Source organism: Azospirillaceae bacterium (assembly GCA_028283825.1).
Lineage (GTDB): Bacteria > Pseudomonadota > Alphaproteobacteria > Azospirillales > Azospirillaceae > Nitrospirillum.
This window is the reverse complement of the sequence record JAPWJW010000005.1, coordinates 878,313-896,978: the sequence shown is the minus strand read 5'-3', so window position 1 is coordinate 896,978 and position 18,666 is coordinate 878,313. Positions and strand designations below refer to the sequence as shown.

At 62.9% G+C, this 18,666-nt stretch carries 12 protein-coding genes; 10 read left to right on the top strand and 2 right to left on the bottom strand.

Annotated elements, in window-relative coordinates; translation table 11 throughout:
- The first annotated feature begins 51 nt into the window (after positions 1–51).
- The 4 genes from PW843_30385 to PW843_30370 all read left to right on the top strand — a co-directional run bounded on the left by PW843_30385 (position 52) and on the right by PW843_30370 (position 4,532).
- Positions 52–906, top strand: coding sequence for an aldolase/citrate lyase family protein (locus tag PW843_30385; GenBank protein ID MDE1150880.1), 855 nt, complete (start codon positions 52–54; stop codon positions 904–906).
- A gap of 25 nt (positions 907–931) precedes the next feature.
- Positions 932–2,482 (top strand): acetolactate synthase large subunit, encoded by a 1,551-nt coding sequence (locus PW843_30380; GenBank protein ID MDE1150879.1) that lies wholly within the window; start codon positions 932–934, stop codon positions 2,480–2,482.
- 179 nt (positions 2,483–2,661) lie between these two features.
- Positions 2,662–3,546: a hypothetical protein gene (locus PW843_30375; GenBank protein MDE1150878.1), complete on the top strand. Its 885-nt coding sequence runs from the start codon at positions 2,662–2,664 to the stop codon at positions 3,544–3,546.
- Positions 3,543–4,532, top strand: coding sequence for an aldo/keto reductase (locus PW843_30370; protein MDE1150877.1), 990 nt, complete (start codon positions 3,543–3,545; stop codon positions 4,530–4,532). The genes PW843_30375 and PW843_30370 overlap by 4 nt, the downstream gene beginning before the upstream one ends.
- Here PW843_30370 and PW843_30365 read toward each other — a convergent pair.
- Together PW843_30365 and PW843_30360 are read right to left on the bottom strand one after the other, a co-directional pair.
- On the bottom strand, positions 4,529–5,761 hold the full coding sequence (locus tag PW843_30365) for an MFS transporter (GenBank protein MDE1150876.1): 1,233 nt from the start codon (positions 5,759–5,761) through the stop codon (positions 4,529–4,531). The genes PW843_30370 and PW843_30365 overlap by 4 nt on opposite strands.
- Positions 5,762–7,447 (bottom strand): thiamine pyrophosphate-binding protein, encoded by a 1,686-nt coding sequence (locus PW843_30360; GenBank protein MDE1150875.1) that lies wholly within the window; start codon positions 7,445–7,447, stop codon positions 5,762–5,764. It lies immediately after the preceding gene.
- Between the two features lie 531 nt (positions 7,448–7,978).
- Here PW843_30360 and PW843_30355 point away from each other — a divergent pair.
- From PW843_30355 to PW843_30330, 6 genes are all read left to right on the top strand, one after another.
- Positions 7,979–10,186 (top strand): type I secretion system permease/ATPase, encoded by a 2,208-nt coding sequence (locus PW843_30355; GenBank protein MDE1150874.1) that lies wholly within the window; start codon positions 7,979–7,981, stop codon positions 10,184–10,186.
- A complete protein-coding gene (locus tag PW843_30350) occupies positions 10,173–11,630 on the top strand; it encodes an HlyD family type I secretion periplasmic adaptor subunit (protein MDE1150873.1) in 1,458 nt (485 codons plus the stop codon). Before PW843_30355 ends, PW843_30350 begins: the two co-directional genes overlap by 14 nt.
- Entirely contained in the window at positions 11,631–12,683 is a 1,053-nt protein-coding gene (locus PW843_30345) for a hypothetical protein (protein ID MDE1150872.1), read from the top strand.
- A gap of 1,098 nt (positions 12,684–13,781) precedes the next feature.
- Entirely contained in the window at positions 13,782–15,356 is a 1,575-nt protein-coding gene (locus PW843_30340; GenBank protein MDE1150871.1) for a matrixin family metalloprotease, read from the top strand.
- 63 nt (positions 15,357–15,419) lie between these two features.
- Positions 15,420–16,253: a hypothetical protein gene (locus tag PW843_30335; GenBank protein MDE1150870.1), complete on the top strand. Its 834-nt coding sequence runs from the start codon at positions 15,420–15,422 to the stop codon at positions 16,251–16,253.
- A gap of 779 nt (positions 16,254–17,032) precedes the next feature.
- Positions 17,033–18,655 carry a matrixin family metalloprotease gene (locus PW843_30330; GenBank protein ID MDE1150869.1) on the top strand — a complete coding sequence of 541 codons (1,623 nt, stop codon included), beginning with the start codon at positions 17,033–17,035 and terminating at the stop codon, positions 18,653–18,655.
- Positions 18,656–18,666: the final 11 nt, after the last annotated feature.

The following is an 18,666-nucleotide window of genomic DNA, read 5'->3' as shown; positions in this document are numbered from 1 at the left end:
GCCTTTGATCGGTCGCGATCGAAGGCCGAACACGAACAAGGGATTAATATCATGAGCGATCGGCTCAACGGCGTCATCCGCGCGTGGAAAGCGGGCAAGCCGGCCTATTCCTGCTTCGCCAAGGCGGACAAGCAGAGCGCCATCGACCTGTCGGACAGCCCGTATGACGCGCTGGTGTTCGAGATGGAGCACAACCCCTTCGACATGGCGGCCCTGGGCGACGCCCTGCAATATCTGCTGAACCGCAAGCAGATCCACAGTGCGGCCACCTTGGCGCCGAACGTCACGCCCATCGTCCGCATCCCGTCCAACGGGGTGGAGATGAACCAGGCGGAGGCCAAGCAGGCGCTGGATCGCGGCGTCTATGGCGTGGTGTGGCCGCACATCAAGACGACGGCGCAGGCCTACAACGCCGTCGCCTCCTGCCGCTACGCCCGGCCCAAGAGCGCACCCCTTTATGAGCCCAAGGGCCTGCGCGGCGACGGCCCGGCCACGGCCGCCCGCTACTGGGGCCTGTCGCAGGCGGACTATTACAAGGCGGCCGACGTCTGGCCGCTGGCGCCGCATGGCGAATTGCTGGTCGGCCTGATGATCGAGAGCGTGGAGGCGATCGAGAACCTGGACGACATGCTGGCCAACGTGCCCGGCATCGGTTTCTGCCTGATCGGGGAAGGGGACCTCAGCCAGGAATTGGGCCTGCCGCGCCAGTACGAACATCCCGAGGTGGTGGCGGCCATGGGCCAGATCGTCGCCACCTGCAAGAAGCACCGGGTGGTGGTCGGCCACCCCCACGTCACGGCCAAGAACGCCCAGCGCCTGCTGGATGAGGGCTACGGCTTCCTGATGTCGGCGCCGCAACGCGTTTACGGCGTCGTCGGCCAGGCGCGTGAGATCGCCGGCTATTGATTCCCTTTTTTCAAGGACAGGAACGATGAACGGCGCGGAAAGTCTGGTCAGCACGCTGGTGGATGAGGGGGTAGACATCTGTTTCGCCAACCCCGGCACCTCGGAAATGCACTTCCTGGCGGCGCTGGAAAACCCGCGCATGCGCAGCGTGCTGTGCCTGTTCGAAGGGGTGGCGACGGGGGCCGCCGACGGCTGGTATCGCATGCGGCGCATGCCGGCCGCCACCCTGCTGCACTTGGGCCCCGGCCTCGCCAACGGCCTGGCCAACATCCACAACGCCAAACGCGCCGGCAGCGGCATGGTCAACGTCATTGGTGAGCATGCCACGGCCCACCTGAAATACGACGCGCCACTGGCCTCGGACATCGAGGGGTTGGCCCGGCCCTTGAGCCACTGGGTGCGCCGCACGGCGTCATCCAACACTCTGGCCGGCGATGCCGTCACGGCGGTGGAACAGGCCAGCGCCCGGCCGGGCAAGATCGCCACCCTGATCCTGCCGGGCGACACCTCCTGGGGTGATGTGACGGTGCCGGCCGGCAGCTTCGCGCGCAGCGGTGTCGCCAAGCCGGGTGTGCCGGATGCCGCGACCATCGCCCGCATCGCCGACGTGCTGCGCTCCGGTGAGCCCGCCTTCATCATCCTGGCTGGCAACGCCACCTTCGGCCCGGCGCTGGAATGGGCGGGGCGCATCAAAGCCAGGACCGGCGTGCGCATCGGCACCCAGTTCTTCACCAGCCGCATCGAGCGCGGGGCCGGGCGCGTGCCGCTGGAACGGCTGCCCTACGCGGTGCCGCAGGCGGTGGAGTTCCTGCGCGGTTTCAAGCACATCATCACGGTGGAGACGGGCGAACCGGTGGCCTTCTTCAGCTATCCGGGCAAGCCCAGCCTGCTGAAGCAGCCGGAAACCCTGGTCCACCGCCTGGCCGCGGCGGATGAGGACAGCGCGCTGGCCATGGAAATGCTGGCCGAGGCTGTGGGCGCGCGGGGTGTCGGACCCGCCCTCCAGGCCCGGGAGGACAAGGGTGTGCCCACCGGCGCCCTCAACCCCCTGTCCATCGCCCACGCCCTGGCCTCCGCCATGCCGGAAAACGCCATCCTGGTGGATGAAAGCCTGACCACGGGGCGGGAGACCATGGGCCACACGGCCGGGGCCGTGGCCCACGACACCATCCAGAACATGGGCGGCTCCATCGGCTATGGCACGCCGGTGGCGACCGGGGCGGCGCTGGCCTGCCCGGACCGGCGGGTGGTCTGCATGGTGGGTGACGGCAGTGCCATGTACACCATCCAGTCGCTGTGGACCCAGGCGCGCGAACAGCTGAACGTCACCACCATCATCTTCGCCAACAACTCCTACCAGATCCTGAAGGCGGAGTTCGCGAACATGGGTTTCGGCGCGCCGGGACCCCAGGCGCTGGCCATGATCGACATCGACCGGCCCAGCATCGACTGGCTGGCCATGGGCAAGAGCATGGGCGTGCCGTCGGTCAGCGTGGCCACGGCCGAGGACTTCTACCACGCCATGAAGAAATGCAACGCCGAGCCGGGCCCTTCGCTGATCGAAGTCCGGCTCTGATGCTTGTGGCCTTTGATCGTGACCGATCAAAGGCTTCCCTCAATCGCCGGGCGGCGGCATCCGCCGCCTTGGCTTCCTCGCTCCGCCCTGCGGTGCTCGCTCCGGCGGCCCCAGTCGGGGCCTACAGCGGTAATGAGGAACGCCTCATGCCGCTGCCACTAAAGAATGGGAGAGCCGTGATGGCCGACATCCTGACCCTGCGCACCAACCTGGCCGACGCCCCCGTGACTCAGGCCATGAAGGACGGCCGGGTGACCTCTGACATCGTCAGCCTGAACTTCTGCGGGCCCGAGACCGCCCACAACGGCTTCAAGGCCATGATCCGCCGTAACGAGTTCGACTGTGGTGAACTGGCCATCGTCACCTTTTTGCAGGCCAAGGCCTATGGTAAGCCCTTCGTCCTGTTGCCCGCACCTGTGTCGGGGCGGTTCCAGCACCACTGCGCCGGCTTCAACAAGGCGCTGGGCCACCTGGATCCCAAGGACATCGAGGGCAAAAAGGTCGGCGTGCGCACCTATGCCCAGACCACCGGCCTGTGGATCCGGGGCGTGCTGAAACACGAATACGGCGTGGACCTGGACAAGGTCACCTGGATGACGGTGGGCGAAGGCCATCTGGAGGAATACACCGACCCGGACAATTGCGTGCGCCTGCCCAAGGGATCGGACATCGGCCAGATGATGCTGGACGGCGAATTGGCGGCGACCTTGCAGGGCGTGGACCTGCCAAAGGACGAACGGGTGCAGTACCTGGTGCCGGAACCGTTCAAGGCCGCCAAGGAATGGTTCGCCCGCGAAGGCGTGGTTCCCATCAACCACATCTTCACCGTGCATGAGAGCATTTCCCGCCAACATACTGATGCTATTCGCGAAATCTATCGCATGCTCAAGGAAAGCCGGGCCCTGGCCACGGGCGGCGTACCCGACCCGTTCCCGCCCCTGGGCCTGGAGGCCAACCGCAAGGGCCTGGAACTGGCCATCGACTGGTCGCTGGAACAGAAGATCATCCCCCGCCGCCTGTCGGTGGATGAACTGTTCGACGACGTGACCGGCGCCCTGGCGTGACCAGCCGGCGCCTGCTGGCCGGTCGCCCGGTGCGGCCGGTCGGCCTCGGCTGCATGGGCATGAGCTGGGGCTACGGCCCGGCCATGCGGGACGAGGATGCGGTGCGCCTGCTGCACCGCGCCCTGGACCTCGGCTACGACCATGTCGACACGGCCGCGCTCTACGGTGGCGGCCGCAGTGAGACGCTGGTCGGCCGGGCGCTGGCCCACAACCGCGACAAGGTGCTGATCGCCAGCAAGGTGGGGCTGTTCGCCCAAGGCGGCGGGCGTGGTATCGATTGCCGGCCGGAGACCATCCGCGCCGGCTGCGAGGCCTCGCTGGCCAACCTAGGCCTTGACCATATCGACCTGTTCTACCTGCACCGCCTGGACCCCCAGGTGCCGGTCGAGGAGTCGGTGGGTGCTATGGCCGACCTGGTGGCCGCCGGCAAGATCGGCGCCATCGGCCTGTCGGAAATGTCGGCCGCCACCCTGCGGCGGGCGGCCGCCGTGCACCCCATCGCCGCCATGCAGACCGAATATTCCCCCTGGTCGCGCAATGCCGAGATCGCGGTGCTGGACGCCACCCGCGACCTGGGCGTGGCCTTCGTCGCCTTCTCCCCCCTCGGGCGGGGCGTGCTGGCCGGCCGCATCGACGATCCATCGCGCCTGGACCGGGCGGACGTGCGCCGCCACATGCCGCGCTTCTCGGCAGAGAACTGGCCCGCCAACCACGGCCTGGCCCAGGACTTCACGGCGCTGGCGGAGGTATGCGGGGTGACCCCGGCGCAACTGGCACTGGGCTGGCTGCTGTCGCGCGGGCCCCATGTCCTGGCCATCCCCGGCACGACCTCCTTGGCTCATCTGGAAGAAAACGTGGCCGCCCAGGATTGGGTGATCCCGGATGAGGTGGTCGACCGCATTGACTGGATGTTCGACCCATCCGCCATCAGCGGCCCGCGCTATCCGGCGAACGTCCAGGCGACCATCGATACCGAGGAGTTCTAGGCCTTCTCCGGCGCGAAATCGCGGGCATGGCGCAACTCGGGAAACAACCGGGCCCAGGCGGCGGCGATGCCGATGGCGCAGACGCCGCCCACCACCACCGACCCCACGGGACCGATCAGGGCCGCCAGGCTGCCGGATTCCATCTCCCCCAACTCGTTCGATGCGGAGATGAACAGGGTGGAGACGGCACCCACCCGGCCACGCATGTCGTCTGGCGTGGTGATCATGATCAGCGACTGGCGCACGTTGACGGAGATCATGTCGGCAGCACCCAGGACCACCAGGCAGCCCATGGACAGGGGCAGGCTTGGCGACAGGCCGAAGACGATGGTGGCCAGGCCGAAGACCGCCACGGACAACAGCATCTTGAGGCCCACGCCGCGGCGCATGGGCACGGTGGACAGCCACACGCCCACCGCCAACGCGCCGATGGACGGGGCGGTGCGCAACAGGCCCAGGCCCTGGGGCCCGGCATGCAGGATGTCGCGGGCGAACACCGGCAGCATGGCGGTCACCCCGCCCAGCAGGACGGAGAACATGTCCAGGCTGATGGCGCCCAGCAGCAGCCGGTTGGACAGGACGTAACGCACACCCTCCACGATCATGCCCAGGCGCTTACCCGCCCGGCCCTGGGTGGGCTGGTCGACCGGGCCGATGCGCCACTGGCAGAAAAGGGCCACCGCCAGCAGGGCGGCGCAGCCCGCGAAGGCGCCCCAGGGTGACACGGCGAAGACCATGCCGCCCAGGGCCGGGCCCAGGATGCCGCCCACCCGCCCGGCGATGGATTGCAGGGCGATGGCGTTGGGCAACACCGCCGCCGGCACCATGCGGGGTGTCAGCGCGTTCATGGCCGGGATGAAGAAGGCCCGCGCCGCCGCGATGAAGCCGGCCAGGGCGTACAGCATCCACAGGGCCGCCCGGCCGCTTTCCACCAGCAGGGCGACGGTGGCGATGCCGGCGACCTGGGCCGCCAGGGCCAGCATGACGATGCGGCGGCGGTCGTGGCGGTCCGCCGTCACGCCGGCGATGGGGCTCAGCACCAGGAAGGGCAGGAACTGCGCCAGGCCGATCAGGCCCAGGCGGAAGGCGGCGGCCCGCACGTCCATGGTCTGGCGCGCCAGATCATAGACCAGCCAGCCCAGCGCGATGACGACGGCGCTGTGGGCCAGCATGCTGGCCATCCGCGTCGCCCAGAAATAGCGGAAGCGGCCGTATCTTAGCGGATGCACTCAGCCCATCCACTGGCTGACGGGGACGGCGGATTGCTCCAGCGGCTGGGCGATGACGTCGATCAGGGTGGGGCCGTCGAAGGCCAGGGCCTTGCGCACCACGCCGTCCAGTTCCGCCGGGTCGCGCACCGTCCACGACATGATGCCATAGGCCTGGGCCACCAGGGCGTGGTCGGTGCGGTCGAAATCGACGGAGAAATAGCGCTCGCCATAACCCGTCTTCTGGCTGGCCTTGATCCAGCCGAAGGACGCGTTGGACAGCACGATCATGGTCAGCGGCACCTGCTTGCGCACGATGGTCTCCAGCTCCCCCACCGTGAAGCCGAAGCTGCCGTCGCCCATGACGGCCACGACCTTGGCGTCCGGCCGGCCGTACCAGGCGCCGATGGCGGCCGACAGGGCGTAACCCAGGGCCCCTTGGGCGCGGTTGGTGATGATGCGGGTGGCGCTGCTGCGCAGTTCGAAATGGCCGGAGAAATAGGGGCAGGGCGTGCCGGGGTCGGCGACGATGATACCGTCCTCCGGTAGGTGCCGTTGCAGGCTGGCCACCAGACGCTCCGGCCGGATGGGCAGGTCGGGCGACTGGGCCAGCGCCTCGAACCGCGCCCGCTTGGCCGCCTTCAAATCGGCCAGGCGGGTCCTGATGCCGCTGTCGCGCGCGGCGATCCGCGCCGCCCCCTCGCGCGCCAGCGCCTCCAGGCACAGCCGCGCGTCGCCGACCAGCGCCGCGTCATAGCGATAGTTGGCGCCGACCACCATGGGGTCGCAGTCGATATGGACGATGGCCGTGCCGGGGCCTGGCACCCGGCCGTGCTCGGTGGAGGTCGATCCGGCGCGGCAGCCGACGAAGATCACCAGGTCGGCGCCCTGGAGGACGGCGCGGGTCTCTTCCGTGCCGCCGTTGGTGCCGACCACGCCCACGGCCAGGGGATGGCTGTCGGGCAGGGCGCCGTGGCCGCTGATGGTGCTGGCCACGGGGGCGTCCAGCAGTTCGGCCAGCTGGCGCAAGGGCCCTTGCGCGCCGGAGATGACGACGCCGCCGCCACACAGGAAGACGGGCGCCTTGGCCTTCAGGATGGCGTCGGCCGCCGCCGTCACGGCATCGGGGTCCGGCCCCTGGCGCAGGGCGGGGAAACGGGCGTGCTCGCCTTGCGCCCAGATCAGGGCGGGGTCCAGTGCCTGCTTCTGCAGATCATAGGGCAGGCCGATATGGGCGGCCCCCGGCCGGCCGGTGGTCATGGCGCGGAAGGCGGTGCGGAACAGGTGGGGGATCTGGTCCACCCGGTCGGCCACGGCGTTCCACTTGGTCAGAGGCGCGAACAGCGCCTTCTGGTCCAGTTCCGTCAGGGCGTAATGCCCACGCCCGCCAATGGGGATGTCCGACGTGATGGACAGCAGGGCGATGGAGGACTCGTTCGCCTCCACCACGCCCGGCAGGATGTAGGTGGCGCCGCCGCCGCTGGGCCCCTCGCACACGCCGGGCTTGCCCGTCACCCGGGCATAGGCGTCGGCCATGTAGGCCGCACAGCGTTCATCGCGGGCCAGGATGTGCTGCATGCCGTGGTCAATGCTGCACAGCGCGTCGTAGAAGGGCAGGCTGGTGTCGCCGCACAGTCCGAAAACATGTTTGACGCCATGGGCTTGCAGCATGCGGACCGCCGCTTCGGCGCCCGTCGGTTCAGTCATTGTCCGGCACTCGTGTCGTGTTGCCCCGTGCGGTCGGGACTGCAAGCTATACCGCCTTCGGAACGGTGCGCCGGTGATTGAAGATGCGCTTGATTAGATTGGTTCTTCCACGGACGGGGTTGCGTCCGCGTATGGACGCGGCCCCGTAGGGGCGGCGCGTGCCGTGTGATCGGCGTATCCCCGGATGCAAGTGGTATTACTTATGTATGGGTAAAGGCATTTATTGTGCCGAGGTGATGCGCATAATTATTATAGTATTTGATCTTTTGATTTATCCGATTCGCGATGGGTGGCGGTAAATATCCGCTATATTGATAAATCTTTATTTGTTAAAGCTGCGACAATTTGCCGATGTCAATGGCGCAAAATGAAGCCGACGCGGCGTCATGATGTCGCATTTTTGCTGGCAAGCAGAAAATCCGGCACATTTTATTTCAAGCAAAATTGCCAATTTATTTCTTTTTTGGCGCATTCCCCTAAACGGGGCATTTTTCTAGATGTTTGCAACCGCCGCGTATGAACGGTGTCCTGATGCAGCATAGAGAAGAAAATCCGAAGGGCGAGGTGGCGACGGGCAACGATAGGCCCGGTGCTTATCCCATGGGCGAGGCGCTGGGTATGAACCCGGACGCCGGCCTGGATGCGCTTGTCGCCCTTTTCGCTGTCCATGGCCTGCCCGCCGACAAGGCGCAATTGCGGCATGAGGCGGGACGGCAGGGTGCCTTGCCGCCCATGGAACTGGTGCGCCTCGCCCGGCGCCGGGGCCTGCGCGCCAAAGAGGTGGCGTCGGCGTGGGGGCGGCTGGCCGGTGCCATTCTGCCCGCCATCGCCATTCTGGCGGATGGCACCTCCGCTTTGCTGGTCAGGGCGGCACCCGACCGCGTCTTGCTGGTGGAGCCCGCCACCGGCCGGCCGACCGTCCTTGGGCGGGCTGAATTCGAGGCGCGGTGGACCGGCCGTCTGATCCTGGCCACCAAGCGCCTGGGCCTTGGCGATTTGGGGCGCCGGTTCGACCTGGGCTGGTTCCTGTCCGCCATGCACAAGTACCGCCGCCTGTTGGGCGAGGTGCTGGTGGCGTCGCTGTTCCTGCAGATCTTCGCGTTGGTGTCGCCCTTGTTCTTCCAGGTGGTGGTGGACAAGGTGCTGGTGCACCGGGGCATCAGCACCCTGGACGTGCTGGTGATCGGCCTGGTGGCGGTCTCCTGCTTCGAAAGTCTGCTCAACGTCCTGCGGACGCATGTTTTTTCCCACACCACCAACCGCATTGATGTGGAATTGGGCGCGCGGCTGTTCCGCCACCTCATGGGCCTGCCGCTGGCCTATTTTGCCAACCGCCGCGTGGGCGACAGCGTGGCGCGGGTGCGGGAGTTGGAGAACATCCGCACCTTCCTGACGGGATCGGCCCTGACCTCCGTGGTCGACCTGGTGTTCACCGCCGTCTTCATCGGCGTCATGCTGATCTATTCGCCGCTGCTGACCCTGGTGGTGGTGGTGTCGCTGCCGCTCTACGCCCTGATCAGCGCCGGCGTCGGCCCCCTGTTCCGGCGGCGACTGGAGGAGAAGTTCCGCCGCGGCTCGGAAAACCAGGCTTTCCTGGTGGAGGCGGTGGGCGGTGCGGAAACCATAAAGGCCATGGCCGTGGAACCACAGCTTCAGCGGCGGTGGGAAAACCAGTTGGCCGAGTATGTCCATGCCGCCTTCCGCGTCACCAGCCTGGGCAACGTCGCCAGCCAGTCCATTCAGCTGATCTCCAAGCTGGTGACCGCCGCCATCCTCTACTTCGGCGCCGGCGCGGTCATGGCCGGCCGCATGACGGTGGGGGAGCTGGTGGCCTTCAACATGCTGGCGGGGCGCGTCAGCCAGCCGGTGTTGCGCCTGGCCCAGGTCTGGCAGGATTTCCATCAGGCGCGCCTGTCGGTGGAGCGCCTGGGCGATATCCTGAACACCCCGACCGAGCCCCAGGCCACCGCCGGCCAGACGGCGCTGCCGGGCATCAAGGGGGAGGTGGTGTTCGAGCATGTGCGCTTCCGCTATCGCCCCGACACGGCCGCGATGCTGGAGGATTTGAGCCTGACCGTGGCGGCGGGACAGAGCATCGGCATTGTCGGTCCCTCCGGTTCGGGCAAAAGCACGCTGACCAAGCTGCTGCAACGCCTTTACGTGCCCGAGGCCGGCCGCGTGCTGGTGGATGGGGTCGACATCGCGCAAATCGACGCCTCCTGGCTGCGCCGGCAGGTCGGCGTGGTGTTGCAGGAGAACGTGCTGCTGGCCGGCACCATCCGTGAGAACATTGCCCTGGCCGATCCGGCCATGCCGCTGGAGCGCGTGATGCGGGCGGCGCGGCTGGCCGGCGCGCACGATTTCATCCTGGCCATGCCCCAGGGTTATGACACCGTGGTGGGGGAGCGCGGCGCCAGCCTGTCGGGGGGGCAGCGCCAGCGGGTGGCCATCGCCCGCGCCCTGGTGGCCGACCCGCGCATCCTGATTTTCGATGAGGCGACCAGCGCGCTTGATTACGAGAGCGAGCGCGTGGTGCAGGAGAACCTGGCCGACATGTGCCGTGGCCGCACCGTGTTCATCGTGGCGCACCGCCTGTCGGCCGTGCGCCACTGCGACCGCATCGTCACGCTGGAGAAGGGGCGCCTGGTGGAAGCCGGCAGCCATGAGGAACTGATCCATGCCGGCGGACGCTATGCCATGCTTCATCGCTTGCAGGGGGGGCTCCATGGCGTGGGCTGATACGATCAAGGACCTGGCGCGTGGGCCGGGCCAGGGCGGGCGGCGGGGCGATGAACGGGCCTTCCTGCCGGCGGCGCTGGAGATCATGGAGACGCCGGCCTCGCCCGTGGGACGCGCGGTGGGCGGCACCATCATCGCCTTCTTCTCCGGCGCGCTTGTGTGGAGCTGCCTGGGCCATATCGACATCATCGCCACGGCACCCGGCCGCATCGTGCCGGCGGGCCGGGTGAAGGTGATACAGCCGTTGGAGGCGGGCATCGTCACCGCCATCAACGTGCAGGACGGCGACCATGTCACGGCGGGCCAGCCCCTGATCCTGCTGGATGCCAAGACCACCACCGCCGACCGCGACCGCGTGGCGGCGGACCTGACCCGGGCCCGGCTGGACGTGGCGCGCCTGACAGCGCTGCGCGCCGGCATCAACGGTCAACCGGCGCTGGCGGCCTTCATCGCCCCCGACGGTATCGCTGCCGCCCTGGTGGAGCGCGCCCGCGCCGCCACCCAGGCGCAGGAGGCGGCACAGCGCGCCAAGGTGGCCTCGTTGGACCAGCAGATCGCGCAGAAGAGGGCGGAGGGCGAGGAGGTCACGGTCGCCACCGCCAAGCTCACCGCCTCCATCCAGCTGCTGGAACAGCAGGTGGAGGTGCGCCGCAAGCTGATGGACATGGAATACGGCAACAAGCTGAGCTACCTGGAAGTGCAGCAGAAGCTGGTGGAAAGCCAGCATGAGCTGACCGCCCAGAAGCAGCGCGCGGATGAGGCCAGCGCCGCCCGCCTGTCCCTGGAGGGGCAGCGGGCCCAGGCGGTGTCCGACTATGGCCACCAGGTGCTGGAGGATTTGGCGACGGCCAGCCAGAAGATGGCGGAAAACAGCCAGGATTTGATCAAGGCGGATGAGCGGCTGGGCCAGCAGACCCTGGCGGCACCGGTCAGCGGCACGGTGCAGCAGTTGGCGGTGCACACCGTGGGCGGGGTGGTCACGCCGGCGCAGTCGCTGCTGGTGCTGGTGCCGGACGACACGCCGCTGGTGGTGGAGGCCAACGTCGACAACAAGGATATCGGTTTCGTCCACCGCGGGCAGGAGGTGGAGATGAAGGTGGAGACCTTCACCTTCACCCGCTACGGCCTGGTGCGCGGCCATGTGCTGGACGTCAGCCGCGACGCGGTGACGCCGGACCGGGACACCGCGTCCGCCGGCAACGGCCGGTCCCGCACGGACGATCCGTCGTCCTCGGATACCGGCGACCGCACTACATCCGGCACCCCCACCTACCTGGCGCACATCGCCCTGGACCGCACCACACTGCCGGTGGACGGACACGATGAGGCGCTGACCACCGGCATGGCGGTGACGGCGGAAATCAAGACCGGCCGCCGCCGGGTGATCGATTACTTGCTCTCACCGCTGGGTGAGTATGTGCATGATGGACTGAAGGAGAGATGAATGAGAGCTACCACAAATAACACCATATCAAAGAAGAATTTGATTTCATTCATGTCTGCAACTTGGATAATAATCATGTCAGACTCATTTGGTTCGCCATCTCATGCAGCTGTTTTTCAGGATATGTCCATATCGCCCGATGGGGAGACGTTGGCTCTTCAATACAGGGGTGAAGTTAATGGACTGTCTAGTATTATTTTAATGAATGTGAATTCAGGATTATTGTCTAATATTGATAACCCTCAAGGATATCAGGTTGGCTCCCCTAGTTTTTCGAGCGATGGGAAGAAGATTGCCGTCGTTATCGAAAGTAAGTCTGGTGGCATTCCATCTGATATCGGTTACATAGACACGGAAGAAAAGAAAGTTCATTTCGTCACAAACGGGATGAAGGATAATATCACGTCGCGTGGATATCCAATATTTTTTCCGGATGGAAATAAAATTCTATACACCAAAGGTGGTATTGGTAAAAGGACGAATTTTTTCTCAATAGAAATTGACGGACGTGGAGATAAAAAAATAAATAAAGATCAGTATTCTTTTATTTCAAATATATCTAGCAGGCCTTTTTTTATATCTAATGATGAATTTGTCTTTCTGTCAAAAGGACAAACAAACATAGAAATAAATAATTACCTTAAGTCAATTGGTGTTGACAGTGTGTATTCCATGTCATATGTGTTGGCTATGAATGGAAATCTGAATTATAGTTTGGTTGATTTCAATAAATATATCTTATCAAAAGATAAATTTGACAAAAATGGGCTTAATTATTTATCTGGATCATTTAATTATGGCGCATATTATTATGTTGGAAGAAATTATGAAGATAATAATAGGAACTATAGATATGATGTATATAAAATAAACGGAAATGAAAATCCAAAAAGGATTACATCTGCGGATGGTGATATTTTATATTTGTGTTCATCGTTTTTTGGAGATCGAATAGCCTTCCTTTCTTCGCCAGGTGACAGTGGTAAAATGAATGTGCATATAGTTGATTTAAAAAATTCTACAGATAGAATTATTGATTTACCGTTATTATGAAAAAATATCGGCGTTATTATTGGAATAGGCAAGGGGCGACAGGTAATGTCATACTCATCACCGAATACGGATATGCGTTATGGAAACTGGACTGGCGGTGGATATTCTGCTGGGCAGTTGAGTCCTTCGTTTGTCCCGCTGACCCCGGAACAAATTAACCAGACAGCGGCAAATTCACAGCCTGTTGACGCATTCGATGCCGCATCCGCCGCTCACGATGTCGGCGAAGATCAGGCTCAGCAGAACCTGTTGACGAACCTGGCGAGTGGAATGTCGGGAAGCCAGGCGATTGTACAATATCTAACGGAATTAAAATCAGCCGATGATGCGTTTGTTGCTCAAGCCAGCGCGGCGGCTACCCCCGACAATCCATGGGGTGCAAGCATGCAGGCGACCGGAATCGCGGTCATGTCCGCCAAATCGGACTGGGAGGCCGCCGATATTCAGAGAATAGAGAGCGATACAAATTATGCGAAATCGCTAGACGATTTGGCATCCGGTTACGATGCTGGCTTGGTTCAACAGGACATAAGCAACTTTACGCAACAATATCCTAATCCTACCGCGGCTGATGTTTCTCAATTTGAGGAAAAGCTGGCGGCAGATGCACCAATTCTTTCCAAGGCGGGGGATGACGCATCTTTTGCCGGTGACGCTGTGGTGACTGATCCCAGCCTTGCTCCTGAAATTGTCGCGCACGCGGCGGAAGTGACCTTGTATACAGTTGGGGGTACACTGGCGTCGGCCGTTGAATCCGCCATTGATGCGATTGGTTCCGTCGTTAAGTCGGTAACAGACACTATAAGTTCAGCCGTCGATGGTATTGAAAGCATTTTTAGTGGATCTGAAGTTGCTTCAAGCAGTGACCAGAACGGGCAATTGAATATCACGTTTTCCGATCAATCCGTTCTTTCCGCCACTTCAACGTCGCTGTCTGCATCGTTCACGCAAGCTGATGGATCAGACGTTTCATCAAGTCAGCAATTCGATGGCTCAGGTGTGCTTGACAGCAGCGTGACCTATACCGCTGAATCGAATGGGCAGGAAATAGTTGAGGTTAGTGGGGATGCGGGGAGCATCGATGTAAGTAATGCGACGGTGGAATTTGATTCTGGGGCGCAGGTCGTCGTCAACGGTAGTGGCGATACGATTATAGAAGAGGGTAATAACACCGCGTGGGTCTATGGCGACAACAACACGCTGGACATGGCGGCGGACAGCGGCACGGTCGCGGTGGTTTTCGGGGGCGGTGACGTGGCCAACGCGTCGGGCGACCTGGTGAACGTCACCGACGGGTCGAACATCACCGTCAACGGCAGCGGCAACGACGTGGGCCTGGTGGGGGACGACACCACGGTGTGGGCGTCGGGCGACACCTTCAACATGCTGGCTGACATCACCGGTGCCACCATCAGCGGCAGCGGTGACAACATCAATGTCGGTGCCGGGTTCAGCGGCAACGTCACGGGGTCCGGCGACACGGTCAACATGGACGCCAACGGCGACGCCTATGTCGGTGTCTACGGCACCGACCAGACGGTGAACAACGACACCGGCAGCGACTATGTCAACGTGGCGGGTGACGGGTCCAGCGTGGCCTTCACCGGCACCGGTGATAATTTCGGCATCGTCAGCAACGATGATCTGGTCACGGCCTCGGGTGACAGCATCGCCCTGCTATCGTTCATCACCGGCATCGATATCGCTGGCAGCGAGGACACCATCGCCGCTGGCGGCAATGACAACATCAGCGTCGACGGCATTTATGACGACGTGTACGGCAATGCCAGCGACGACGTTGATTTCGTGGGTGGCAACTATTCCGGTGACGATGCGTTCGGCGGCGTAGGAGAAGAAGAGGGCGGTGGCTACGGCTATGGCTATTACGGCTTCTACGGTCTGGCCGGCAGTGCGGCGAAGGTGAAGGCGACGCTGGGCCAGGACATCGGTAGCATCGCCCAGCGGGACCTGGCGTCCGGCGACCAGACGGCGGCGGCGGTGGCCGTGGCCGGCCTGCAGCAGGCGGCGGCCGTCGCCGCGCTGACGCCGACCGACGGCACCGGCTCCGCGGTGCTGGAGGGGGCGAAGTGGGACAGCCAGGTGGTGACCTGGGCCGTGGGTTCCGGCGTGGACGAGAGTGTGGTGGCCCAGGCCTTCGCCACCTGGGGGGCGGCCACCGGCATTACCTTCCAGGAGGTGACGGACCCGTCGCAGGCCAACATCGACGTCCAGGCGGCGGACCTGGACACGGCGGACAGTGGCGTGGTGGGTTACACCACCGATCACACGGCGGACGGGGCCATCACCCAGGCGACGGTGCGGGTGGAGGACACGGGCGAGACGGCGCTGGTGACCGACGCGTCGGGGCAGCAGGTCTATGACGGCACGGCGGCGACGCTGTCGCAGACCCTGCTGCATGAGATCGGCCACGCCCTGGGCTTCGCCGACACCAGCGACCAGGCGTCGGTCATGTATTACGCCCTGGGGACGGGCAACCAGACCCTGGACGCGACCGACCTGAGCGGGGCGACCACGCTGTATGGCGGGGCCACCAACCTGGCGCAACTGACCCAGGCCACGGCGGCTTTCGACACCGGTGCGTCCACCGCCACCCTGGTCGCCGCCAACGACGACACCCAAGCCACCCCCCTGCTGGCCGCCAACGGCCACTGACCTGAACCAACCGGCCGGCATCGCCCAGGCGCGGTGCCGGCCAACCGATGCCAGGGAATAAATGTGAAAATTAGGAATAGCGTCATCGGCAATCTGTCACACTCAGCCGAACGCCGCTGGTGTTCGGTGCTGGGCATTGCAATGGTCAGCATGTTTGCCGCGGTGCCCGGACTTGGCCGGGCAACTACCACGCCGACGGAGAACACGTCATCATTCTGGGACAGCTTCCTGCGATCTGCGCCCAAACCGGATCCGCGTTTCCCACCAGCTGAACCCGGCGATGCGGCATTGCCGTGGCCGGTAGTTCGTGTGCGGATGGGCTCATCAATAATGACGATCCCTAAAGGATATATCGCCGAAGGTGATGGCTATGGCCGCCCTTTCGATTACGTGAGGCTATGGGCCTTGCTGCCCTGCATGGCCATGGAAACACGTGAAAATTATTCCGAATTTCACGGGACTCATTACCGTCAGAGAATAGAGATCGAGGTCAGTAGCGGACAAGGCACTTGGGCTACGGGTGATGAGGCACTTAAAATCGCCAGGCGGCGTTTAGATGGACGAGGAGATGTTGATGTTATTCGTATTCCCGATACAGGTTTCATTAAATTTTCTAATTACTACGATTACTATTCTGTAAAGCGAGAAGATATGGTCTTCCTGGTGCGTTGTGATCCAGATCCTCCAGAGAATTTAAAGGCGATGATTTCTCCGATATGTCACGTCAGTGAAAATATAAAGCATAATATTTTAATTAAATATATTTACGAGAAAAAATATATAACTGAAAATATTAATAAATCACTTATTATAGATGGGTATGTCATTTCATTTCTCGATAATATTTTCCGAAGGCCGGAAGATTCCGTAGGGATATATAAGGAGAAGTGCGAATGACTAGCGGTGTTTATTATACGGATGACCAAATATCCGCAATGAGATCTATTATTGCCAATGCAAATTCAGATTTTAGTACTGGAAATTATGCTGGCGCATTGTCAAATATACAGCAATATTATTCTATGCAATCCAGCATTCGTGGATATGCGACGTTGGCGGCCGAGGTCGCTAGCAACACGGGAGCCGGTATCGTTGCCAATACGGAAGTCAGCAATGCCGTTGGTAGCCAGAATTTCACGGATCAATTCCGCGCGAATTTGGCCCTTGGTTTAGCCAACGCGGATATGAACGTCATAAATAACAATGGTGGCCAGGTTCCAACCCTGGCCGATGATGCTTCAGAACATATTCAGGTATTCAATGCCGATAACATTTCCATAACGGCGTGGGGAGGGGCCGCATTTGCTGCGTTTAGTGATGATTTCACGCAAGGATTGGCGACGTCTGCCGAGAAATCGTCCATGACAACCACCGATTTTACAGATATGTCCGGTGCGGCTGTGAAGGAATCTATACTGAATCTTGAAAGTGCGGGTGTTAATGCGTCTACAAGCATCGGTCTTGGAATGGATGTCAGCGGATTTTTTACCATCGATGGGCTGATGCAGCAATGGCAGGCGAAATTCGCGCCTGGGACGAGTTATATCCAGATCAATCAAAATAATGATGGAAGTACGACTTATAGCTTATCTGACCCTGAGCCTTACACCATCACCGTAGGCTCCGACGGATCATTACAGCAGGGGATCGTCACTCTGGAGGATGAGAACGGTGAGGTGATCGTTGCCGGTTCGGTCCAGACCGTCAACGTCGACAACACCACCGTGGTGTTGACCGATGGCGCGCAGGCCGTTGTGAATGGCAGCGGCGACACCATCGTCGAGGATGGCACCAACACCGCTTGGGTCTACGGTAACAACAACACGCTGGACATGGCGGCGGACAGCGGTGCCGTCGCGGTGGTTTTCGGGGGCGGTGACGTGGCCAACGCGTCGGGCGACCTGGTGAACGTCACCGACGGGTCGAACATCACCGTCAACGGCAGCGGCAACGACTTGGGCCTGGTGGGGGACGACACCACGGTGTGGGCGTCGGACGATACCTTCAACATGCTAGCCGACATCACCGGTGCCACCATCAGCGGCAGCGGTGACAACATCAATGTCGGTGCCGGCTTCAGCGGCAACGTCACGGGGTCCGGCGACACGGTCAACATGGACGCCAATGGTGACGCCTATGTCGGCGTCTACGGCACCGACCAGACGGTGAACAACGACACGGGCAACGACTACGCCAATGTGGCCGGTGATGGGTCCAGCGTGGACTTCACCGGCTCCGGCGACAATTTCGGCATCGTCAGCAACGACGATCTGGTCACGGCCTCGGGTGACACCGTCAACCTGCTGTCGGGCATTTCCGGCATCGATATCACCGGTAGCGGCGACGCCATCAACGCCGGCAGCGATGACGACATCAGTGTCGACGGCATCTATGACGACGTGTACGGCAACGCCTCCGACGAGGTCGATTTCACCGGTGGGGACTATATCGGTGACGATACCTCCGGCGGCGTGGGGGAGGAGGGCGGTGGCTACGGCTATGGCTATTACGGCTTCTACGGTCTGGCCGGCAGTGCGGCGAAGGTGAAGGCGACGCTGGGCCAGGACATCGGTAGCATCGCCCAGCGGGACCTGGCGTCCGGCGACCAGACGGCGGCGGCGGTGGCCGTGGCCGGCCTGCAGCAGGCGGCGGCCGTCGCCGCGCTGACGCCGACCGACGGCACCGGCTCCGCGGTGCTGGAGGGGGCGAAGTGGGACAGCCAGGTGGTGACCTGGGCCGTGGGTTCCGGCGTGGACGAGAGTGTGGTGGCCCAGGCCTTCGCCACCTGGGGGGCGGCCACCGGCATTACCTTCCAGGAGGTGACGGACCCGTCGCAGGCCAACATCGACGTCCAGGCGGCGGACCTGGACACGGCGGACAGTGGCGTGGTGGGTTACACCACCGATCACACGGCGGACGGGGCCATCACCCAGGCGACGGTGCGGGTGGAGGACACGGGCGAGACGGCGCTGGTGACCGACGCGTCGGGGCAGCAGGTCTATGACGGCACGGCGGCGACGCTGTCGCAGACCCTGCTGCATGAGATCGGCCACGCCCTGGGCTTCGCGGATACCAGCGACCAGGCGTCGGTGATGTATTACGCCCTGGGGACGGGCAACCGCACCCTGGACGCGACCGACCTGACGGGGGCGACCACGTTGTACGGCGGGGCCACCAACCTGGCGCAGTTGACTCAGGCCACAGCCACCTTCGACACCGGCACCTCCACCACGTCCACCCTGGTCGCCGCCAACGACGACACCCAGGCCCCCCCCCTGCTGGCCGCCAACGGCCACTGACCTGAACCAGC